The sequence below is a fragment of the Glutamicibacter sp. JL.03c genome (genome assembly GCF_025854375.1).
Lineage (GTDB): Bacteria > Actinomycetota > Actinomycetes > Actinomycetales > Micrococcaceae > Glutamicibacter.
In genome coordinates, this window is record NZ_CP107575.1 from 2,629,174 (window position 1) to 2,651,380 (window position 22,207).

Annotated in this window: 21 protein-coding genes and 1 tRNA gene; 10 read left to right on the plus strand and 12 right to left on the minus strand. The window is 62.8% G+C overall.

All coding sequences use genetic code 11. The features are described 5' to 3' along the window. The first annotated feature begins 93 nt into the window (after nt 1-93). On the plus strand, nt 94-1,398 hold the full coding sequence (locus OF385_RS12180) for an MFS transporter (RefSeq protein WP_264277922.1): 1,305 nt from the start codon (nt 94-96) through the stop codon (nt 1,396-1,398). 63 nt (nt 1,399-1,461) lie between these two features. On the opposite strand, the gene dcd is transcribed toward OF385_RS12180, so the two are convergent. After that, the gene (dcd, locus tag OF385_RS12185; protein ID WP_264275589.1) at nt 1,462-2,043 is read right to left on the minus strand and encodes a dCTP deaminase; all 582 of its coding nucleotides are present in this window, start codon (nt 2,041-2,043) and stop codon (nt 1,462-1,464) included. 215 nt (nt 2,044-2,258) lie between these two features. On the opposite strand from dcd, the gene OF385_RS12190 reads away from it, so the two are divergent. Then, nucleotides 2,259-3,125, plus strand: coding sequence for a D-alanyl-D-alanine carboxypeptidase family protein (locus OF385_RS12190; protein WP_264275590.1), 867 nt, complete (start codon nt 2,259-2,261; stop codon nt 3,123-3,125). A 6-nt stretch (nt 3,126-3,131) separates the two neighbouring features. Here the strand turns inward: OF385_RS12190 and OF385_RS12195 are convergent, their stop codons facing one another. Continuing rightward, nucleotides 3,132-3,473 carry a hypothetical protein gene (locus OF385_RS12195; protein ID WP_264275591.1) on the minus strand — a complete coding sequence of 114 codons (342 nt, stop codon included), beginning with the start codon at nt 3,471-3,473 and terminating at the stop codon, nt 3,132-3,134. 180 nt (nt 3,474-3,653) lie between these two features. Beyond that, nucleotides 3,654-5,360: a fumarate hydratase gene (locus tag OF385_RS12200; RefSeq protein WP_264275592.1), complete on the minus strand. Its 1,707-nt coding sequence runs from the start codon at nt 5,358-5,360 to the stop codon at nt 3,654-3,656. Between the two features lie 111 nt (nt 5,361-5,471). On the opposite strand from OF385_RS12200, the gene OF385_RS12205 reads away from it, so the two are divergent. The 8 genes from OF385_RS12205 to OF385_RS12240 all read left to right on the plus strand — a co-directional run bounded on the left by OF385_RS12205 (nt 5,472) and on the right by OF385_RS12240 (nt 12,182). Beyond that, on the plus strand, nt 5,472-5,963 hold the full coding sequence (locus OF385_RS12205) for an SseB family protein (protein WP_264275593.1): 492 nt from the start codon (nt 5,472-5,474) through the stop codon (nt 5,961-5,963). A gap of 95 nt (nt 5,964-6,058) precedes the next feature. Further along, nucleotides 6,059-6,129, plus strand: a tRNA-Gly gene (locus tag OF385_RS12210). 69 nt (nt 6,130-6,198) lie between these two features. Beyond that, nucleotides 6,199-7,128: an AEC family transporter gene (locus tag OF385_RS12215; RefSeq protein ID WP_264277923.1), complete on the plus strand. Its 930-nt coding sequence runs from the start codon at nt 6,199-6,201 to the stop codon at nt 7,126-7,128. An 87-nt stretch (nt 7,129-7,215) separates the two neighbouring features. After that, entirely contained in the window at nt 7,216-8,037 is an 822-nt protein-coding gene (locus OF385_RS12220; RefSeq protein ID WP_264275594.1) for an amino acid ABC transporter substrate-binding protein, read from the plus strand. Between the two features lie 82 nt (nt 8,038-8,119). Further along, entirely contained in the window at nt 8,120-8,785 is a 666-nt protein-coding gene (locus OF385_RS12225; protein WP_264275595.1) for an amino acid ABC transporter permease, read from the plus strand. Next, entirely contained in the window at nt 8,772-9,539 is a 768-nt protein-coding gene (locus OF385_RS12230) for an amino acid ABC transporter ATP-binding protein (protein ID WP_319019106.1), read from the plus strand. The genes OF385_RS12225 and OF385_RS12230 overlap by 14 nt, the downstream gene beginning before the upstream one ends. A gap of 18 nt (nt 9,540-9,557) precedes the next feature. Then, the gene (locus tag OF385_RS12235; RefSeq protein ID WP_264275596.1) at nt 9,558-11,096 is read left to right on the plus strand and encodes a DUF853 domain-containing protein; all 1,539 of its coding nucleotides are present in this window, start codon (nt 9,558-9,560) and stop codon (nt 11,094-11,096) included. A gap of 63 nt (nt 11,097-11,159) precedes the next feature. Next, nucleotides 11,160-12,182 carry a hypothetical protein gene (locus OF385_RS12240; protein WP_264275597.1) on the plus strand — a complete coding sequence of 341 codons (1,023 nt, stop codon included), beginning with the start codon at nt 11,160-11,162 and terminating at the stop codon, nt 12,180-12,182. Here OF385_RS12240 and OF385_RS12245 read toward each other — a convergent pair whose 3' ends face one another. The 9 genes from OF385_RS12245 to OF385_RS12285 all read right to left on the minus strand — a co-directional run bounded on the left by OF385_RS12245 (nt 12,183) and on the right by OF385_RS12285 (nt 22,196). Then, nucleotides 12,183-13,433 carry an MFS transporter gene (locus tag OF385_RS12245; protein WP_264275598.1) on the minus strand — a complete coding sequence of 417 codons (1,251 nt, stop codon included), beginning with the start codon at nt 13,431-13,433 and terminating at the stop codon, nt 12,183-12,185. Nucleotides 13,434-13,542: 109 nt separating this feature from the next. Beyond that, complete coding sequence (locus OF385_RS12250) at nt 13,543-15,447, minus strand: NHL domain-containing thioredoxin family protein (RefSeq protein ID WP_264275599.1); 1,905 nt, start codon at nt 15,445-15,447, stop codon at nt 13,543-13,545. 125 nt (nt 15,448-15,572) lie between these two features. Next, the gene (locus tag OF385_RS12255; RefSeq protein ID WP_264275600.1) at nt 15,573-16,316 is read right to left on the minus strand and encodes a hypothetical protein; all 744 of its coding nucleotides are present in this window, start codon (nt 16,314-16,316) and stop codon (nt 15,573-15,575) included. Beyond that, on the minus strand, nt 16,309-18,363 hold the full coding sequence (locus OF385_RS12260) for a bifunctional copper resistance protein CopD/cytochrome c oxidase assembly protein (RefSeq protein ID WP_264275601.1): 2,055 nt from the start codon (nt 18,361-18,363) through the stop codon (nt 16,309-16,311). Before OF385_RS12260 ends, OF385_RS12255 begins: the two co-directional genes overlap by 8 nt. Nucleotides 18,364-18,770: 407 nt before the next feature. Beyond that, entirely contained in the window at nt 18,771-19,379 is a 609-nt protein-coding gene (locus OF385_RS12265) for a copper resistance protein CopC (protein ID WP_264275602.1), read from the minus strand. Nucleotides 19,380-19,423: 44 nt separating this feature from the next. Then, nucleotides 19,424-20,032: a hypothetical protein gene (locus tag OF385_RS12270; protein WP_264275603.1), complete on the minus strand. Its 609-nt coding sequence runs from the start codon at nt 20,030-20,032 to the stop codon at nt 19,424-19,426. 152 nt (nt 20,033-20,184) lie between these two features. Further along, nucleotides 20,185-20,469: an HU family DNA-binding protein gene (locus OF385_RS12275; protein WP_013349906.1), complete on the minus strand. Its 285-nt coding sequence runs from the start codon at nt 20,467-20,469 to the stop codon at nt 20,185-20,187. 272 nt (nt 20,470-20,741) lie between these two features. Next, on the minus strand, nt 20,742-21,026 hold the full coding sequence (locus tag OF385_RS12280; protein WP_061954273.1) for an HU family DNA-binding protein: 285 nt from the start codon (nt 21,024-21,026) through the stop codon (nt 20,742-20,744). A gap of 174 nt (nt 21,027-21,200) precedes the next feature. Continuing rightward, a complete protein-coding gene (locus OF385_RS12285) occupies nt 21,201-22,196 on the minus strand; it encodes an SDR family NAD(P)-dependent oxidoreductase (protein WP_264275604.1) in 996 nt (331 codons plus the stop codon). Nucleotides 22,197-22,207 lie beyond the last annotated feature (11 nt).

Consider the following 22,207-nt stretch of genomic DNA (forward strand, 5'->3'; position numbering starts at 1 on the left):
GCTTTTACACAGGAATGTCGTATTTGAGTGCGTGGAGTTCACTCAGGGTTCGCGCGCAGCGGGTACCATTCGAGCATGTCGATCAATCAGCCGATGTCACCGCCGGTCAGCGAAAAATGGCTCAACAAGTACACGTGGGCCTGGGCCAGCTGGGACTGGGGCCAGGCAGCCATCAACGCGGTCATGATCACCTTCGTGTTCACCGTGTACCTGACCAGCGACCTCTTCGGCGACAAGGACCACGCCTCGCTGGTGCTCTCCCAGGCTTTGACCGTGGGCGGGCTGGCCATCGCCTTCCTGGTGCCAGTCACCGGGCTGCGCGCGGATGCCGCAGGCCGGCGCAAGCTGTGGATCGTGGTCAATACGCTGCTCCTCGTCGCCATTTGCGCGGCCTGCTTCTTCGTCTACCCGGATCCGGCGTTCCTGTGGTTCGGAGCCATCCTCATTGCGTTGATGTCAGTGGTCAGCGAGTTCGCCGGGGTCAATTACAACGCCGTGCTGAACCAGATCTCCACCAAGGCCACGGTCGGCAAGGTCTCCGGTTTCGGCTGGGGCATGGGCTACGTTGGCGGCATCCTTGCCTTGGCGCTGGTGCTCTTCGGCTTTGTCGAACCCATTGTGCAGTGGCCCGGCGCCTCCACCGAGAACTCTTTGAACCTGCGGCTGATTGCCATCTTCTCGGCGGCCTGGTGCCTGGTCTTCGCCTTGCCGCTGTTCTTCATCATCCCTGAATCCCCTGCGGCCAGCGCGGTGAAGATTCCGCTGAAGGATTCCTACAAGGTGCTGTTCGGGACCATCAAGAACCTATGGCGCAGCGACCGGAACCTGCTCTTCTTCCTGTGCTCATCTGCGGTCTTCCGCGATGGGTTGGCCGCGATCTTCACCTTCGGCGGGGTGATCGCCGCCGGGACCTTCGGATTCGCGCCCTCCGAAGTGATCATCTTCGCGATCGTCGGCAACCTCGTGGCTGCGCTCGGCGCGGTCCTGGGCGGACGGCTGGACGATGTGCTGGGCCCCAAGATGGTGATCTGCGGTTCGCTGATCGGGCTGCTGGCCGCCGGGGCCGGAGTCTTCTTCTCCCCCGAAGCCAGCGGATTCTGGATCTTCGGCCTGCTCTTGTGCCTGTTTGTCGGACCTGCCCAGGCGGCCTCGCGCTCCTATCTCTCGCGGCTGATCCCCGAGGGACGCGAAGGCGAGCTCTTCGGCTTGTATGCCACCACCGGCCGGGCTGTTTCCTTCCTGGCTCCCGGGCTGTTCGGCCTGTCCATCGCCTTGGCCACTCCCCTGGTCGCTTCGGGCAGCGCCCAGCGCTTCGGCATCCTGGGCATCCTCTTCGTGCTGGCACTTGGCTTGCTGTTGCTGCTGCCGATCCGCTCACCGCAGAAGGCCGAGGCCTGAGCTTCTCGCGCCAAGCTTAAAACAATGGATCGGCCCCTCGTCGGGGCCGATCCATCGGTTCGTTTAGCTCTCGATGTCCGTTCGGTGGAAGTTCAGGTGGCTGCGTGAAGCCGTTGGCCCGCGCTGCCCCTGGTAGCGGTTGCCGTAAGGACCCGAGCCATAGGGGTGCTCGGTGGCGGAAGTCAGCTTGAAGAAGCACAGCTGACCGATCTTCGAACCGGGCCACAGCTTGATCGGCAAGGTCGCCATATTGGACAGCTCCAAGGTCACGTGGCCGGAGAAACCCGGGTCGATGAACCCTGCGGTGGAGTGGGTGAGCAGGCCTAGGCGGCCTAGCGAGCTCTTGCCCTCCAGGCGTGCGGCCACGGAATGCCCAAGGGTCACGACTTCGTAGGTCGAGCCGAGCACGAATTCGCCCGGGTGCAGGATGAATGGCTCGTCCGGGTCGACCTCGACCAGACGGGTGAGCTCATCTTGTTCCACGGAAGGATCGATGTGCGCATATTTGTGGTTGTCGAAAAGCCGGAAGAACCGGTCAATGCGAACGTCCACGGATGCGGGCTGGACCATCTTCGGGTCAAAGGGCTCAAGCCCAATCTCACCGGACGCTATTTCTCGACGAATGTCACCATCTGAATACAACACGCCTTCAAATTTATCGTGTGAAGGCCCAATCACTGAACTCCTCGGGCAAATATGTAGGTTTTCTTATCTTCGGTAACCTCCCGATTCTCGAAATGCCACGTTATATTCACCTTGGCAGTGATCGATTTCCCATCACTTCCCCAGTAATCCGGGCTATCGTTGATTTAGGGTTCGCCCCTTTTTCACCACTTCGCAACACAAGGGTTCACTTCATCATGCGTCTAGGCTCTGCGCTGACTGGCACCGTACTTGCCTCGGCACTGCTGCTCACCGCTGCTCCGGCAGCGCTGGCTGCGCCTGCCGATGATCTGCCTGCGGTTGAAAGCTCTGAGCTTTCGGACGCTTCGAGCCTGCTGGCGCTGATCAACCCGACGACCCAGCTTTCGCCGGTCGATTACACCCCGGCCAACCTTGTCAGCGTTGGCAGCACCGGATTGACTCTTCGGCCTGAAGCGGCAGACGCCGTGGAAGAGCTCATCGCGGACGCCCGTGCCGCGGGGCATTCCATCAAGCTGCTCAGCGCCTACCGCTCCTATTCGCGGCAGGCAGCACTGTTCAACCAGTACCAATCCAAGTACGGCACCGCATATGCTGAACGGATTTCCGCGCGCCCGGGCACCAGCGAGCACCAGCTGGGCTTGGCTGTCGACCTTGGATACACCAGCAGCCAAGCGGAACTGAAGGAAGCATTCGGCCAGACACCAGCCGGCATCTGGATCGCCGAGCATGCCAACGATTACGGCCTGATCATTCGCTACCCTCAAGGCAAGGAAGAGATCACCGGCTACAAGTACGAGCCCTGGCATGTGCGCTACATCGGCAAAGAGCATGCCGAGGCGATGGCTGAATCAGGTGCTGAAACGTACGAAGAATACGTGCAAATGCTCAGCGAATCCCTCAAGGCGCCCAAGGCGGAAGCCTCGGCGGTAGCCGAGGAAGAAGAAGCACCCAAGGAAGCTGGCAAGGATTCAGAGAAGGGCGCCAAGGAATCGGGGCACGGCGTGATGAAGGAAGATGACCTTCTGGTCCTCCGCTTCTTGCCGCCCTACCGTGACTGGAGCTTCGGTTTCACCGAGAAATAAGCGCACTTAGAAGAGAGCGGCCAGGGCCAGGAACGCTGCGGTCGGAATCATCGATGCCACCAGAGCCACAGCCCAGTGCAGGAATTTGCCACTGGTTCTCTTCCGGGCCCCGGTTTGCTTCCAGCGGTAAATCAGATTCACGTTGGAGAGCACCCAGATCATGGTGCCGATGGCCAGGGGCGGGCCGAGCACTACTTCAACCGGCAAGAGCGAATGGGCTTCGTAGAAATCCTTGGCTTCCCGGCCCCATGTGGTCAAGGGGTCGCTGAGCACCATGAGGCTGAGCATCCAGTAGTAGATAATCCCCGGGATGCCCAGCAGCACATTCACGACGAGGAGTCGTCTCACAGTCCTGCCCTTCATCCCGGTAATGGCTTCTGCGCTTGAAAAGCATCATGAATTCTACCGAAGGCAACCGGGCGAATTCCGTTCTTCGCCGCGATCTGCGCCTGTGCATCGGCTGGGAATCGCAAAAGGACTGCCAGCAGTGCGATACCGCTGGCAGTCCTTTGGCGTGGCTGTCGAAGCCTACTTGGCGCGAACCGGGATGCCGGTGAAGGTTGGCTTCAAAGTCTCGGCGAAGAAGTCCTCACCCTTGTCGTCAACCACGATGAAGGCCGGGAAATCCTCGACCTCGATCTTCCAGATCGCTTCCATGCCCAATTCCTCGTATTCGAGGATCTCGACCTTCTTGATGCAATCCTGGGCCAGGCGCGCTGCCGGGCCGCCGATGGAACCCAGATAGAAACCACCATGGGTGTTGCAGGCATCGGTGACCTGCTTGGAGCGGTTGCCCTTGGCCAGCATGACCATCGAACCGCCTGCAGCCTGGAACTGATCCACGTAGGAGTCCATGCGGCCTGCGGTGGTCGGACCGAAGGAACCCGAAGGCATGCCCTCTGGGGTCTTGGCCGGACCAGCGTAGTAGACCGGGTGGTCCTTGAGATACTGCGGCATTTCTTCGCCGGCGTCCAGGCGTTCCTTGATCTTGGCGTGCGCGATATCGCGAGCCACCACCAACGGACCGGTCAGCGACAGGCGGGTCTTGACCGGGAACTTGGTCAGCTCGGCCAGGATCTCATTCATCGGCTTGTTCAAGTCGATCTTCACCACGGAGCTGCCACCGGTGCCGGAGACGCCATCGGTCTCATCATCGTGGGCGGCGATGGCCGGGTGATTCTCATCTGGCATGAAGCGGGCCGGATCCGTTTCCAGCTGCTCCACGAACAGCCCTTCTTCGGTGATCTTGGCCAGCATCTGGCGGTCAGCCGAGCAGGACACGGCGATGGCCACCGGCATCGAGGCGCCGTGGCGAGGCAGGCGCACCACGCGCACGTCGTGGCAGAAGTACTTGCCGCCGAACTGCGCGCCGATGCCGAAGTGTCGGGTCAGTTCCAGGACCTTGTCTTCCAGCTCGGTGTCGCGGAAGCCGCGGCCGGTCATGGCGCCCTCGGTGGGCAGCGAATCCAGATACTTGGCCGAACCGTACTTTGCGGTCTTGAGCGCCATTTCGGCACTGGTGCCGCCGATGACGATGGACAGATGGTACGGAGGGCACGCGGCGGTGCCCAGCGAACGCAGCTTCTCATCGAGGAACTTCAGCATCGAGTTCTCATTGAGGATGGCCTTGGTCTCCTGGTACAGGAAGGACTTGTTGGCCGATCCGCCGCCCTTGGCCATGAACAGGAACTTGTAGCTGGTGTCAGCGCCGTCTTTGGTATTGGCGTACAGGTCGATCTGCGCTGGGAGGTTGTTGCCGGTGGCCTTCTCTTCCCAGGTGGTGATCGGAGCCAGTTGCGAATAGCGCAGGTTCAGCTTGGTGTAGGCGTTGTAGATGCCGCGCGAGAGCGAGATCTCGTCTTGCTCTTCGGAGAGCACGCGCTGGCCGCGCTTGCCCATGACGATCGCGGTACCGGTATCCTGGCACATAGGCAGGATGCCGCCGGCGGCGATGTTCGCGTTCTTCAGCAGGTCCAGAGCGACGAACTTGTCGTTCGGGCTGGCTTCCTCATCGTCGAGGATGTTGCGAAGCTGCTGCAGGTGGGCTGGGCGCAGGTAGTGCGAGATGTCGTGCAGTGCGGTCTCGGCCAGCTGCTCCAACGCCTCTGGCGCGACCTTCAGGAAGTTCTTCCCATCCGGACCGGCGACGACCTCGACGCCTTCGGAGGAAATCTTGCGGTATGGGGTTGTATCTTCGCCAATTGGCAGAAGATCCTCATAACGGAATTCAGGCATGCTCTGTCCTTGATTCAATCGTGGATGCTCATCTGCCATGTTATGCCTTCACCCCGATTTTCCCGCATTCGGCGTTTGCACCACAGGCTTTATCACGACATGCTGTAGTACATGAGCACCGAGAACACCCCAGCTGCGCACGATGGCCAAGATCCAGCCCAAACCCCGGATGCGATCATTGAAACCCCGATGGACCAGCACCGCGCCAAGCCGAAAACCCACTTCGAAATGATGCTGCAGGCCGGTCTTAACAAACCGGAGCTCTCCGGCTCGGTCATCGGCGCCTTCATGAGCGCCGAGGTGTACTTCCTCTCACGTGAAGAGGTCACCGAAGAGAACCAGAATGCCCAGCCGATGCTGCTGACCAACCCGGCTGGCGAAGCAGTGGTGGCCGTGTTCACCACCTTGGAGCGCATCCCATCCAGCTACATCGACATGGCGCCGTACGGCGTGAAGGTCCAGGGCGCCACCGTGGTCCGCGCGCTGGAGAACACCGGCTTCGTGGTGAACCCGGGAGATGAGCTGAGCTTCGAAGTACCCGCGGATGGCGTGGCCATCCTGAAGCAGCAGATGCTGAACCAGAATTCTGGCGAGCAGGCGTAACTTTCCCCACGATTATTCGCGCCGTTTACCGGCCGGCCCGATTCGTGGGATATGCTTTTGTTGCCCGAGCCGTCATTAGGCCGCTCGGTGCACCTGCGGGCGTAGCTCAATGGTAGAGCGCTAGCTTCCCAAGCTCGATACGCGGGTTCGATTCCCGTCGCCCGCTCGCACTGACGTCGGGGTACCACCAGGTGCCCCGGCGTTTTATTTGTATCAGGCCAACCCAAGGAGCATGATGACCGGAGTCCTCGAAGGCTTCTCCATCATCTGGGTGGTCATTGCCGTGGGCTACCTGGTCGGACGCACCGGAGTGCTGGGCGACCAGGGACGCAATGTCCTGAGCCGCGTCACCTTCTTCGTGGCCAGCCCGGCCCTGCTGTTCACCACCTTGGCCGAGTCCGATCCGGTCGCAGTGCTCGGACCACTGTTGTGGGTGGCAGCCATATCCGCAGCCCTCACCGCGGTACTGTACTACCTGGTGACCGCGCGCTGGCTGAAGCGTTCAGCCTCGGAACGGATCATCGCCGCAATGTCCGCCTCCACCGTGAACTCTGCGAACCTCGGCCTGCCCATTGCGCTGTATGTGCTGGGCGATGCGTCCTTCGCCGCACCGATCATCCTGTTCCAGCTGGCCTTGTACCAGCCGATCAATCTGGCGATGCTCGACGCCTCCACCTCGCGCCACCGCACCACCCCGCTGGCATTGCTGGTGGCCACCGCGAAAAACCCGATGATCATCGGTTCCATGCTGGGCCTGGTCGTGGCGTTGACCGGATTCAAGCTTCCCTCGATCGTGCTCGAGCCCATCGACTTGATCGCCGGGGCCTCGATCCCTTGCATGCTCATGGCCTTCGGCATCTCGCTGGTCGGATCCAAGCCGCTGGAGAAGAAGTCTGGCCGCCGTGCCGACGTGCTGGTTGGCACCGCGGCCAAGCTGCTGATCCACCCGGCGCTGGCCTGGGTTCTGGCCTACCTGGTCTTCGGCTTGCGCGGGGAAATGCTGGTCGCTTCGGTGATCATGGCGGGGCTGCCTACCGCGCAGAATATCTTCGTGACTGCCTCCCGCTACAACGAAGGCGTGACCGTGGCCAAGGATACGGTGCTCATCACCACCATCTGCGCGATCCCTTTGATGATGGTGCTCGCCTTGTTGCTGGGAATTTAGTGTAACTTTCGAGCTTCGGAATAAGTGGAAGTCCCTAGACTGTTGTTAGGACTAGAGCAATATCAATCCCCTTTGAATGAGGTCACCATGAAGCGCACCATTCCCCTGCTGGCTACTGCCGCGATTCTTGCCCTATCTTTGAGTGCCTGCGGCTCGTCCGGCGGCTCTTCGGGCGGCTCCGCTGAATCCTCCGCATCCGAGCAGAGCGGTTCGGCTTTGCAGAAGGTCAAGGATGCCGGCGTTTTAACCGTTGGCACCGAGGGCACCTACCGCCCCTTCTCCTTCCATGAGGGCAGCGACCTGACCGGCTACGACGTCGAGGTCATCAAGGCCGTCGGCGAAAAAATGGGTGTCGAGGTCAAGTTCCAGGAAACCCAGTGGGACGCGATCTTCGCCGGCCTAGATGCCGGGCGCTTCGACGTCATCGCCAACCAGGTGGCCATCAATCCGGAACGCGAGAAGAAGTACCTGTTCTCGCAGCCTTACACCGTCTCCGAAGGCGTGGTTGTCACCAAGAGCGATAACACCGACATCACCTCCTTCGAATCGCTCAAGGGCAAGAAGACCGCGCAATCGCTGACCAGCAGCTTCTATGAGGCAGCCAAGGCCGCCGGCGCCACCATCGAACCGGTTGAAGGATGGGCCCAGTCGGTCACCCTGCTCAAGCAGGGCCGCGTTGATGCCACGGTCAACGACAAGCTGACCTTCCTTGACGCGCAGAAGACCAACCCGGATGACAGCATCAAGATCGCCGCCGAATCCGAGGACAAGAGCGAATCCGCGGTCACCTTGCGCAAGGGCTCCGAGGACCTGCAGGAAGCCATCGATAACGCGCTGGACGAGCTGCGCGAGGATGGCGAACTCGCCTCGATCTCCGAGAAGTACTTCGGCGAAGACGTCAGCAAATAACCGCAGTATCCCAAGTGAAACAGTAGACTGGCTCCACACGTACCCAGCGTGGGGCCAGTCTCGTTTGTCTCGAAGGTAGCTCATGGATTCGAATTGGCAGTTATTTATCGATTCGCTCTGGCCCTTGGCCAAGGGCGCAATCACCGCAAGCATTCCGCTGGCACTGATCAGCTTCGCCCTCGGACTGGTCATCGCCCTGCTCATGGCGCTGATGCGGATCAGCAAGAACCCGGTGCTCTCGGGCATCGCACGGGTATACATCTCGATCATCCGCGGCACTCCCCTGCTGGTGCAGCTGTTCGTCATCTTCTACGGCATGCCCACCCTGGGCATCACCATTGACCCGTGGCCCAGCGCGATCATCGCCTTCAGCCTGAATATCGGCGCTTACGCCGCGGAAATCATCCGCGCCGCGATCCTCTCGGTTCCGGCCGGGCAGTGGGAAGCCGGATACACCCTGGGCATGTCGCGCACGCGCAGCCTGTACCGGCTGATCCTGCCCCAGGCTACCCGCGTGGCCATCCCGCCATTGTCCAACTCCTTCATCTCCCTGGTGAAGGACACCTCATTGGCTTCGACCATTCTGGTCACCGAAATGTTCCGCAAGGCCCAGGAAATCACGGCCTCGACCTACGAGTTCATGCTCCTGTACTGCGAGGCGGCCGCGATCTACTGGGTCATCTGCCTGCTGCTCTCGGCCCTGCAGAACTCTGTTGAAGGAAGGCTGGAAAAGTATGTCGCCAAGTAATTCGACCCTGCTCAGCGTCACCGGCCTGCACAAGGCTTTCGGCGAGAACCAGGTGCTCAAGGGCATCGACTTCTCCGTGCACTCCGGCGAAGTCGTGGCCCTGATCGGCCCCTCGGGCTCCGGCAAGACCACCGCGCTGCGCTGCCTGAACGGGCTGGAAATCGCCGATGCCGGAACCGTCGGCTTCGACGGCGGACCGCAGGTGGACTTCGATGCCAAGACCAGGCCCAAGTCGGCGCAGATCCTGCGCGATCGTTCGGCGATGGTGTTCCAGGGACACCATCTCTTCCCGCACCTCACGGTGCTGCAGAATGTCACCATCGGGCCGATCGAAGTCCAAAAGCGCGCCCGAGCCCAGGTCCTGGAGGAAGCACGCAAGCTCCTGGATCGCGTGGGTTTGGGATCTAAGGCCGATGCCTATCCCAATTCGCTGTCCGGCGGACAGCAGCAGCGCGTGGGCATTGTGCGCGCGCTGATGCAGCAGCCGGATCTGCTGCTCTTTGATGAACCCACCAGCGCGCTGGATCCCGAACTGGTTGGCGAAGTTCTCAGCGTGATCAAGGAGCTGGCCCAGGAGGGCTGGTCCATGGTCCTGGTGACGCACGAGCTGGCCTTCGCCCGCGATGTGGCCGATACCGTGGTCTTCATGGACGGCGGGGTGGTCGTGGAAACCGGCGCGGCGGCCCAGGTTCTGTCCGCTCCGGCAAATCCCCGGACACAAGCCTTCGTCCAACGTCTTTTGCACCCGTTCTAGACAGCATAGAGTAAGGCTATGACCCAGGACACAAATGCATTGCTGGCCAGCCTCATCGAAGGCTACAACTTCCCCGGCGAGAGCCTCGATCTCGGGGTCGCCCTGATCGACGGCAAGCCTGAACCCGCGGCACCGGTCCGGCTGCCGCTGAAGATGCTCAACCGCCACGGCCTGGTCGCCGGCGCCACCGGCACCGGCAAGACGGTGACCTTGCACCTGATGGCGGAACAGCTGAGCCAGGCCGGTGTTCCGGTCTTCCTCGCCGATATCAAGGGCGATCTCTCCGGACTGGTCCAGGCCGGCGAAGGCTCCGAGAAGCTGACCGCGCGTCTAGCGGAAATGGGCAAGGAATTCTCGCCCCGCGCCAACCCGGTGGAGTTCCTCTCCCTGGGCGAGGGAACGCACGGCACGCCGGTGCGCGCCAGCGTTGATGCCTTCGGCCCGATCCTCCTGGCCCGCGTGCTGGAACTGAATGAAACGCAGGAGGAATGCCTGCAGCTGATCTTCCACTACGCCGATTCCAACAAGCTGCCCCTTGACGACCTCAATGACGTGAAGGCCGTGATCAGCTTCCTGGTCAGTGAGGAAGGCGCCGACGCACTGAAGGGCATCGGCGGGGTGAGTGCTGCGACCGCCTCGGTGATCCTGCGCGGCATCACCATCATGCAGTCCCAGGGCCTGGACCAGTTCTTCGGCCAGCCCGAGTTCGATACCGCCGACTTCCTGCAGGTGCGCGAAGGCAGCGGCGTGGTCAATGTGCTGGAACTGCCGTCGGTGAACCAGCAGCCGCTGCTCTTCTCCACCTTCCTGATGTGGCTGCTGGCCGACCTGTTCGAGGACCTGCCTGAAGCCGGCGATCTGGATAAGCCGAAGCTGGTGTTTTTCCTTGATGAGGCGCACCTGCTGTTCAAGGACGCCACCAAGGCCTTCACCGACGCGATCATCAACACGGTGCGCCTGATCCGTTCCAAGGGGGTGGGGCTGTTCTTCATCACCCAGTCCCCGGCCGACCTTCCCGACGAGGTGCTCGGCCAGCTCGGCAACCGCATCCAGCATGCGGTGCGCGTGTTCACCGCCAAGGACCAGAGCGCGCTCAAGCAGATCATCAAGACCTTCCCGGCCAACGGGGTGGACCTGCAAGAGGCGCTCACCCAGGCTGGTGTGGGCGAAGCGGTGGTAACCGTGCTCGGCGAGAACGGCGCCCCGACCCCGGTGGCGTGGACCAAGATGTCCTCGCCAGGTTCGAACATCGGTCCGGCCTCCGCTGAAGCGATGGAAGCGAATCTGTTGGCATCGCCGCTGGCCGCGCGCTACGCCACCGCGGTGGATCGCGAGTCGGCCCGCGAACTGCTCGAAGCCAAGGCCGTCCCGGCCCCCGCCGACGCGCCACGGCAAGAAGCACCGGCTGAATCCCAGCGCGCCGAGGCTCCTCGCGAACGCCAGGCCCCGGCCCAGCCGAACCCGATGATGGATATGGCCATGGATGCCGCGTCGATGATCGGCCGCGAACTGCTGCGCGGAATGTTCGGCAACCGCAAGCGCCGCCGCCGTTGGTAAGACCCGCCGATTTTTGCCGGCCAGTTACAGTCTGGAGCCCGAAACCAGATAGCCTAGCTACTGATGAAGACTCCTAGCTCCACGCCGATCACCGCCACCCGCTTGGCCCTCCGCTGGACCCTTGCCGCGGTGGCGGTGCTCGTTCTGGCGGTTGCCGGCATAATGATCGCCAATCGCACGCTGTTCTCCCCTGCCCATGAGGTCGAGGTCCTGCAGCGCCATCTCGCCAATGGCGAGGGCGCCCAGGCGCTGGGCCTGCTCAAGGCCCAGGTGCCGCAGGGTGACGCGGTGGCGCTGGACGGCGAGGTGCTCAAGCGCACCCAGTCGGGCATCACGGATTTCAGCACCGACAAGCCGCAGCCGGTGCAAAGGGATGGCGACCTGCGCACCGTGACCGCTCATTACAAGGCCACGGGCGTGGATCAGCAGTCCACCTTCACGCTGCGCCATGCCGGCAAGTCGTGGTTGTTCTTCGATCGGTGGGAGTTCGAGCCCTCCACCCTGCCCACCGTGAAGATCAAGGCCAACACGGTCAATGAGGTCAGCGTGAACGAGCAGAAGATCCCGCTGGAGGCCGGTGTCTCCACCCTGCCGGTCTTCTACCCTTCAGTACTCGACGCCAGCTTCAGCACCAAGAACTTCGCCGCCGACACCCGTGGCGTGGTGGTGACCGCGCCGGCTGATGATCCGGTGGAGATCGCGCTGAAGACCAAGCCGACCAAGGCCTTCATCTCCTCGATCAATTCCAAGGTCAAGAAGTACCTCGATGGCTGCGCCAGCCAGCAGGTCCTGATGCCCTCGGGCTGCCCCTTCGCGTACAACACCTCGGCTCGTGTTGATTCGTCCAGCATCAAGTGGGACATCACCAAGTACCCGAAGATCGACGTCAGCTACTACAACGGCGCCTGGGTGCTCTCCCCCTTGACGACCAGTGCCTCGCTGAGATTGACCGAGCAGGACCTGCGCACCGGCGCCAAGGAAAACAAGACCGTGAAGGACACCTACTCCTTCACCGCGCAATTGACCACGAGCACCACGGAGGTCTCGGTGGTTCCGGTGGCCGGCGGCGAACAGGCCGCGCAGTAGCTAGCGGCCGAGCAGTTCGCGCAACTGGCTGCGCAACGGCACCGCATTGGTCTTGAACTTCTGCCAGGTGAACAGCGCCAGCAGGCTGGCGCCCAGGGACAGCACCGCCCCGATGGATACGGCGATCTGCGCTCCGAAGAGTTCGGCGAACCATCCCACCAGCGGCGAGCCGATCGGCGTTCCGCCCTGCACCACCATCAGGTAGAGCGCCAGCACCCGGGCGCGATACTGCGAGGGCACCGACATCTGCACCATGGTGTTGCAGCTGTTGAGGAAGGTCAAGGCGCCCAAGCCCACCGGGATGAGCATGATGGCGAAGAGCAGGTAGTTGGGCATCCAGGCGCTGGCCAGCGCTGCCGCCCCGAAGAATACCCCGCCGCCGATCAGATAGCGCCAGCGAGGTGCCGAGCGCCGGGCCGCGAGCAGCGCCCCGGCAAAGGTTCCCACCGCCATGATGCTGCCCAGGATTCCGTACTCGCCCGCACCCACTCCATAGACTTCTGTGGCCATCAGCGCGTTGGTCAGCTGGAAGTTCAGGCCGAAGGTGCCGATGATGAAGGCCAGGAAGAAGATCAACAGCAGGTCCTTGCGGCTCTTGACGTAGCTGAATCCCTCGCGCACCTGGCCCTTGCCGCGGGCCACGGGCTTGGACGGGTGCAATGCGTCCTTGCGCATGAACAGCAGCGAGGTGATCACCGCCAGGAATGAGCCGCCGTTAAGCAGGAAGGCCGGCCCGGTGCCGACCAGGGCGATCACTGCCCCGGCAATGCCCGGTCCGGCCAGCCTTGCCAGGTTGAAGTTGGCGCTGTTCAAGGCGACGGCGTTGGGCAGGTGGGAGCCGGGGACGACTTCGGAGACGAAGGCCTGGCGGGCCGGGGCGTCGAAGGAGGCGCCGATGCCCAGCAGCCCCGCCAGCACGTACACGTGCCAGAGCTCGGCCGAGTCGGTGACCACCAGCAGACCAAGGATCAGCGCGCACAGTCCCATGAAACTCTGGGTCACCATCAGCACGTGGCGCTTGTTGAAACGATCGGCGATCAGGCCCGCGTAGGGGGCCAGGAGAAGCACGGGGAGGAATTGCAGCCCGGTGGTGATGCCGGTGGCGACGGCGTCGTGGTTGGTCAGTTCGGTCAGCACCAGCCAGTCCTGGGCCACGCGCTGCATCCAGGTGCCGATGTTGGAAACCAACGCCCCAACGATCCACAGCCGGTAGTTGGGTATTTCCAGCGCCCTGAACATCTTCGTAGCCATAGCTTCTACCGGATCCCTCCGGTGCCTCCCGCAATTCAGTCTAATGCGGCACAGCGGGGAATGCTGAGGTTTCCTCTGCATTCCCCGCTGTGCGGATCATGGCAACGCGCTAGTTCACTCCGCGCAAATCGAGCAGCAGCTCGTTCTCGCCCTCGGCATCCAGCACCACCGGGATGCCCCAGTCCTGCTGGTACAGGTGGCAGGCGGCATGATCCGGGATCTCGCCGCCGGGCTCGCCGTCGCAGGCCGCAGCGCGGGCGGTAATGTGCAGCACGCCGTCGGCCACCTCGGGGTTCAGCGTCAGGGTGCGGGTCAGGCCCACCGAGGTTCCGCTGCCTTCAAGCAGCAGCTCCTCGGGGCTGGAAGAGATCTTCAGCTGGGTCGGGTCGCCCCAGCGGTCATCGAGCTTCTGCCCCTTCGGAGCGGCGAAGCGCACGACGATCTCGTGGTTGCCGGCCTGGACCTTGGTCTTGGGGCGCTTGGTCTGGCTGGCGCCCTCGTCGAGAACCAATGCCTCGGCAGGAATCGGGATGCGCACCAGCTGGTGGGCATTGGTCTCCACGACCAGCAGCACCGGATCGCCGTCCACGGAGGCATCCACCAGCACGTCGGCTGGTTCCTTCAGGCCCTTGGCCAGGGTGGACACGGTCTTGGTCGCCGGGTCGAAGCGGCGCACGGCCCCGTTGTAGGAGTCGGCAATCGCGATCGAGCCGTCAGGCAGGACTGCTACGCCCAGCGGGTGCTGCAGGCGGGCCTGCTGCGCGTCACCGTCGCGGAAGCCGAAGTCGAACAGCCCGGTGCCGATCGCGGTGTTCACGCTCGTTGCTTCGCCGTCCTGGACTTCGATCCGTCGCAGGGCGCTGGTTTCCGAGTCGGCGATCCATAGGTTCTCGCCATCCAGGGCCAGGCCCGAGGACTGGGCGAACCAGGCCTCGTGAGGCGTGCCGTCGTTCAGGCCTTCCAGGCCGGTTCCGGCGAAGACCGAGACGGCAGAAGTGCGCGGGTCGAAGGCGAAGATCTGGTGGGTGCCGGCCATCGCGATGATGACCTTGCCCGATGGGTGGTAGAGCACATCCCATGGGGAGGAAAGCGAAATGTTCAGCGCGTCGGTGCCCAGTTCGGTCGGCTGGATTTCCTTCCGCGCATTCTCCGAATCCAGCAGGCGCTGCACGCCATTGCCGGCCAGGGTGCCCACCGCGCCGGTGGCCAGGTTGACCGAGCGCAGGCGGTGGTTGACGGTGTCGGCGACGATCACGTCGTAGCCCAGCTCGGCGGCCAGTTCTGCAGGCAGCGCGGCCAGGCCCTGCAGTTCGTTGAACTGCGCGGTGCCAGCATCCCCGTCAGCGTAGCCCTTGATGCCCGAGCCGATGGTGCGCACCACTTCGAAGCCTGCATCCAGTTCCACCAGGCGGTGGTGGCCCGAGTCGCCGACCAGGAAGTTGCCGTTGGCCAAGGCGATGGCCTTGCCCGGGAAGCGCAAGTCGCCTTCGCGGGCTGCGGGAGCCACATAGGGGCCGTTGCCGCGGTGCAAGGTGCCCTTGGCTTCATGCTCGGCGATCAGTTCTTCGACCAGCGAGCCCAGGCCCTGGGCGTGGCCTTCGCCGGAGAGGTGCGCGACGATGTAGCCTTCCGGGTCCAGCACGACCAGGGTTGGCCAGGCGCGGGCGCCGTAGGCCTGCCAGGTGACCAGCTCAGGATCATCGAGCACCGGGTGATGGATTTCATAGCGCTCCACGGCTGCGGCCAGCGCATCCGGGTCGGCTTCGTGCTCGAATTTCGGCGAGTGGACACCCACGGTGACCAGCACGTCGGAGTACTGCTCCTCCAGCGGGCGCAGCTCGTCGAGCACATGCAGGCAGTTGATGCAGCAGAAGGTCCAGAAGTCCAGGAGCACGATCTTGCCGCGCAGGGCTTCAAGGTCCAGCTGCTTGCCGCCGGTATTCAGCCAGTTGCGGCCCAGCAGTTCGCTGGCGCGCACCTTGTAATTGGCGCGGACGGATTCTGTTGCGCTCATTCTCATCCTTTCGCATTTGCCGTGGCACGGCAGGTAGAACTTCATTATCGGCCACGGCCCGGTGCAGTACTAAACGGTGTTAAGGAACATTGAGGTGCAACAGGCGCCGGCCGGCATCTATTCCGCTAGGGCAGCTGGGCGATGGCCGCGTCCATGACGCTGCCGGCCACCTGGTTGAACTTTGGGTCCGACAGCGGGTTGGCGGAGAGGAAGGAGACCATCACCGCATACTCCTTCGTCGCCTTGATCAGCACCAGCGAATTCTGCGCGTACTGCCCATCGCGGCTGTAGTACAAGGATGAATCCACCGAGTCGACCTCGGGGTCCGAGAACTTCAGGGTCTCGGTGTAGTCCATCCCGTTGAGCTTCACAGAGGTGCACTGATCCAGGATGGTGCGCACATTCTCGTTGTGCGACGCCACGGTTCCCGCACCGTCCTTGCCGAGCTTGGCCACCTCCACCGATCCGGTGATGGACTGGTTCTCGTTGGTGAAGTCGGTGCGGGCCGTTTCGGTGCCCAGCTGCACCGGCGACCAGTTCAGATCGTTGATCGGCGCCGAGCACTGGGCCGGCAGGACCACGATGTCCTTGAGCGTATCGGTGGGCGGGGTGGACAGCGCCTGGAGGTCCTTGCCCTGGATCTTGGCACTGCTCGGGAAGCCTAATTGGCTGGCCAGCACCGCGCCGGCGGTGGTGGCCACTTCGGCGGTGGTCAGATCCTGCGGCGAGGCGCTGGGGCTCGGGCTGGCGGTGCCTTCGGCGGCGATCTTGTGGGTCTGGTCGTCAGGCATCTGGGACTGGGCGGACGAGCAGGCGCTCAAGGCCAGCGCGGCGCATACAGCCAGGGAAACGGTGAGTCGTTTAGGCATTCGGGTTCCTCTTATCGGCCTGGTTGAAGCGGGCGAACATCGCGTTGTAGGCTTCCAGCTCGGCGTCGTTGTCGCGATCGGCCTGCCGGTCATAGCGCTTGGTGTCCTTCTTGTCCTGCTTGAGCCAGGAAACCACCACCAGGATGGCCAGCACCAAGGTGGGCACTTCGCCGATCGCCCACATCGCCCCGGCTCCCACCACCTGGTCCTCCAGCGCGGTGCCGCCCCAGGTGCGGCCCATATTGCCGAAGTAGTCCGGGGCCAGCAGGGTTTCGGTGCTCATCAGGGCCACGCCGAAGAAGGCGTGGAAGGCGACGGTGGCCAGCAGGACCACCAGGCGCATCGGGTAGGGGTAGCGCTTCGGGATCGGATCGGCATCCACCAGCGAGAGCGCAAAGAGGTAGCCGGTGAGCAGGAAGTGCAGGTTCATCAGCTCGTGGCCCGCATGGTAGAGCATGGCCGGTTCCAGGACCGGGGTGAAGTAGAAGATCACGATCGAACCGGCGAAGTTCACGGCAGCGAAGATCGGGTGCGTGATGACCTTGGAGTAGCGCGAATGCACCAGGAAGAGGATCCATTCGCGCGGGCCGCGGGTATCGTCGGTGCGCGCCGGCAGCACCTGCAGCAGCAGGGTGATCGGGGTGCCCAGCACCAGGAAGATCGGCACGATCATGGTCAGCGACATGTGGTCGACCATGTGGGTGGAGAACTGGATCTTGCCGTACACCGCCACGGCGCCGCTGGTCACGTAGAACAGCGCGAACAGGCCGATCAACCAGCTGATCAGGCGCACCACGCTGGGCTTGTCCCCGCGCCGGGCCAGGGTGATGAAGGCCCAGAGGTAGGCGGCCAGCCCGAACAGGCACACAGCCACCCAGATCCAGTCCATCCGCCAGGTGGTGAACCAGCTGGCGGTATCCGGGGCCGGCGGCAGGTCGTAGCCGGTCAGCAGCCGCGCCGGGGTGGTTTCGGCCGGGGCCTCATCGGAGGTCGGCGGGGCGGTGCGCGCCAGCACGGCGGCCACCGACATCACCGACGCCATCAGGATCACTTCGCCCAGCACGATCTGCCAGGCCGATCGCAGGGCGCTGTACTGCCCGGCCAACAGCTTCGGGATCACGAAGCGGCGGTGGGCCAGGCCCAGCAGGCCCAGCACCAGGGTGATCGCCAGCTTCACGACCACCAGGGTTCCGTACGGGGTCAGCCACTGCTCCCAGCTGGTGATGCGGATGACCGCCGAGGCCAGCCCGGAGCCGATGATCAGGAACACCACGAACAGCGCCAGCGCCGAATAGCGCTGCAGCACCACTCCGGCGAGCACCTGGCCGCGCTGGCGCCCGGGTGCTTGTCCGGTCAGGGTCGGGGCCAGCAGCGCCAGGACGATGATCCCGCCAAACCAGAGGACCACGGCCAGCAGGTGCAGGCCGATGGAGTTCACCGCGGCGAAATGGTCATCTCCCCCGGCGGCGTGGCCGATGAAGGCCAGCGGCAGGATGCCGAACAGGGAGAAGAAGGCGGTGGCGCCCACCCCGGTCTTGGAGCGGACCGCCAGGGCCAGCGAGCTGACCACGGCGGCGATCACCACCATCCAGGCCCAGGCCCGGCCGGTGGTGATGGAGAGGATGTAGTCGAGGATGGCCGCCGAGTACTGCGCGTCCAGATTGATCGGCAGCCCGGCCAGATCCCAGAAGGTCAGCACCATCACGGACGCCGCCGACAGGGTCCAGAGCACCGCCGACCCGGCAGCGATATTCATCGCGCGGGTGAAGGCCGGATGGTCCCCGCCGGAGGCACCGCGGGTGACCTTGATGCTGCGCGGCAGAATCGCGGCAGCGAAAATCAGCGAGGCAATGGCCACTGACATGGCCGAATGGTGGATCGCGCGGGCGATCGGCAGGCTCCAGCGCACAAAGGCGCCCGGGTCGGCCAATTCGGCCGGGCGGGCGATGCCGGTGAACATCACGGCGGCCAGGAAAGCCACCGCCGAAGCGAGCAGCCCGGGCAGGATGAAGCGGGTGACTGAAACCGTGCGCTGTGCTGTATCCATATCCTTCTTATCATCTCATTTTTGCCCCGCCCCGTCAGGCCGGATGGGTCCGGCGGCACCCCGCTACGGCGCATCTCACACAGCGGCGGGCACAGGCTTCGGGCTCGTCGATCACCTGGCGGGGGTGCTGATCCCGTCCAGCTGACCGGACAGATTCCTGAAGGACCCATCACCGGGTGTGGCACGCACGAAGCCGGTCTGCACGAAGCGGCGCCGGGTCCTGCGAACAGCACTGGATCAGCAGACCCATCTGCCCGAGCACGTTGAGCAGGCTCAGGCCCAGGTGTCGAGGGCGGTCAGCGCCGGGGCTCGCGTCCCCTTCACTGCGGGCAGCACTGGCGTTTGCTCGTCCCAAGCTTTCGTGAAGTGGCCGAGGTGGCCCCTGGGCACCGGAATGACAGCGGGTGCTACTTGGTGTTGCGCATGAACTTGGCCATCACGCCAATCACACCGCCGAGAATGACGACGCCGATCACGACCCACATGATCGGGCTCATGGAGCGGCCGGCATCCTGCATCGGGGTCTCGCTCGACGAGGCAGACTCGCTCGGCGCAGCCGAATCAGTTGGCGCAGCCGAGTCGCTTGGAGCACTGATCATCGATGGGGTCGGCTTGGCATCGTTCTTGATGGTGAAGCCCAGGTTGTTCTCAACCGGGTGCCCGTCCGAGGAGACCACCCGGAAGGCCAGATCGTATTCGCCATTGCCCAGTTCCTCGGCGGGGGTGACGGTCACGGTCGTGCCCTTGGTCTCCGCCTTGGCGTCGACCACGGTGCCGTCCTGCTTGAGCACGACCTTCGTGGAATCCACGCCGGAGATGGTCTGCAGCTCGCCGGAGAAGGTCAGGACCAGCTCCTTGGGCGCGGTCTTCAGGCTCGCTCCGTCCTTGGGCGTGGAGCTGACCAATTCATCATGGGCGCTGGCGGCGGTGATCGAGGTGAACAGGGCCAGGACTGACAGCGTGATCACGGCGGCCAGGCGGGTGAGGTTCATTGCGGGCAGGGTCAGGTTCTTCATGGTTGTCCTTCCAATCCCCGTTCATGGGGCATTTCGTTATTGTCTTAGGCGGCAAGAACGAAGGAAGGCGGGCCCCGGCGCTCTGGCAGTCTTTCCAATTGCGCCAGCTTGAGTTGAAAACGCAACGGGCAGTAGGCCGGGAGGACCGGGACGTCGGGAACCTGAATACGGATCAACGCGAGGATGCGCCGGGCCGAGGACAGGGTGAGGTATGAACCCAAGAGGTTCAGCAGTCGTTCACCCTGGTTCAAGACGAGGATGCTGGCCACGGCGGCCAGCACGTGCGCGTAGAGCATCGACTCGGTGTGCACGTCGGCGTAGTGGGTGCTGATGTTGTGGGCGAGCTCGATGCTGCGCCCGGTGTGCTGCACGTGCTCCATGCCCGAGATGCCGGTACCATCGTGGCTCATCACCGACAAGCTCAGGTGGAACAGGCCTTGGCTGGCCATCACCACCAGGCTGGTGGCCCACACGGAGAACCTCTTCCCCACCAGCAGCAGGGCGATCATCGCGGAAATGCAGGTGATCAGGCCCATGGCGACCAGCGACATTTTTGTCGGCGCGCTATGCGCGTGCGCCGCGAAAGCCGTCCAGGTGCACACGCTCGCCGCCAACCAGCCGCGCAGGACGCGGGTTGCGGGATTCTGTGGCACGAGGTTCAGCCTACTCTTCTGGTTGGTCATCAAGCACGCCTGATTCTACGCGAAGTAGAAGATCGGCTCAAACCTGCTGTAAAGCGGCAAGGCCCGACCTTGTCCCCGGAAGATTCCGGAGCTGGTCGGGCCTTGCTCAAGCTTGGAGAAGCTTACTTCTTGGCAACAGCTGCCTTCAGCTTCGAACCAGCGGTCAGCTTGACCGAGTGGCCAGCAGGAATCTGGATTGCTTCGCCGGTCTGCGGATTGCGACCGGTGCGAGCTGCACGATCGGTGCGCTCTACAGCCAGCCAACCTGGGATCGACACCTTCTCACCCTTGGAGATCTGGTCGACGAAAACCTCGAACACAGCATCCAGTACACCGTTGACGGCAACCTGGGAGTTTTCGGTCTTTGCTGCAACGGCTGCAACAAGTTCGCTACGGTTCATAGCCAATGTATGGTCCTCCTGGACTAGTGATCCAAAACCCGCTTCCGGGCCTCGAACGCCGCACGGTCGCACGGACTTATCAGTGAGAACATATCAAACCTTGAGCCGCGAAATGCCCGAAAACAGGCGAAATACCGGGATTTTTTCATCTTCTTACAGATTTCTGGGTCTAACGGCATCATTTTTGGGTTCAACAACCAGATCTGATACGCCCTTGGATGCAACAAGACCCATCTCCCGGTCGAGGAAAGATGGGTCTTGTCCAAGCCTAGAGAAGCCTACTTCTTGGCAACAGCTGCCTTCAGCTTCGAACCAGCGGTCAGCTTGACCGAGTGGCCAGCCGGAATCTGGATTGCTTCGCCGGTCTGCGGATTGCGACCGGTGCGTGCTGCACGATCGGTGCGCTCTACCGCCAGCCAGCCCGGGATGGTGACCTTTTCGCCCTTGGAAATCTGGTCGACGAATACTTCGAATACGGCATCCAGAACACCGTTGACGGCAACCTGGGAGTTTTCGGTCTTCGCTGCAACGGCTGCAACAAGTTCGCTACGGTTCATAGCCAATGTATGGTCCTCCTGGACTAGTGATCCAAAACCCATGTCCGGGCCTCGAATGCCGCGCGGTCGCACGGACTTATCAGTGATGAACTTACCAGTTATGGGCGACAAAAAGGGCATCGTCTCGCGGATTCCGCCGAATTCCTCTAAAGACTTGAGGTGTGAAAGCTCACCAAGACGCTATAGCGCAAAGGGATCGAGGCCCTCATTGGCCTTCACGAAAATCTCCCATGCGGCGTCCTGGAGCTTCTTGCTCCGAGTGATGCTTGCCGGTCTGGCTAGCGATATCCGGCCTTTGGCTGTCAGTTGCGGCCCGAAGAATGTCCCGGGCGCGCAATGGTCCAAGCCCTTAGTCAGCGCCGCCTCGACAATCGCCACCGAACCTTCATGTTTGCCCTGCGCGAAACCGGCCTGCAATCGCCCGGCTAGACGTTTGGCAAAGCCGGGTTCGTTGATTCCTTCGACTTGCGGGGTGAGCCCGGACACCGAATATCCAGGATGCACCGCGATGGATCTGGCTGGCCACTGCAATTGGCGCAATCGGTGATCGAGTCCTATGCCGAGGCTTTGAAGGACCGCTTTGGACTGAACATAGGCACGGTAGGGGTGGTAATCGACCTCCAGCTTGAGGTTAAAGGCATCGGTACGCAATAGCAGCGTGGACATCGACCCCAGGGTGATGAGACGCAACGAACCTTGGCGGAACTTCTCAGCCAATTCTCCGATAAGTCGGGCGTGTCCAAGGACGTTGGCGGTCATGGTTCGCTCGTAACCCAACAGTCCTGTTTCCCTTGCTGATGGGGGTCGGATCATTCCCGCATTGGCCACCAAGATATCGAGTTGGCGGCCGCGAAGTTCCGCGGCCAAAGCCATGGCAGACATCAATGAATCGGCGTCAAACTGCATAAATTCAACGCTGGCTCCCGGCACCCGGGAACGGATAGCTGCCATGGCCCTTTCAGCGCGTGACTGGTTACGACAGGCCAAAACCACATGAGCACCTGCGGCCGCCAGCCCTAGGGAAGCGAAAAATCCCAGACCGGCGTTGGCACCCGTGACTACAGCAGTTTTGCCATCTCCTAGCGACTTCCAGCGATCACGATTGCCGTGAATATTGGCTTGAGGCAATCCCTGCCCCAGCTGTTCCAGGGACCCCAAACGCACTGCACGATTCATGACCCCCACGG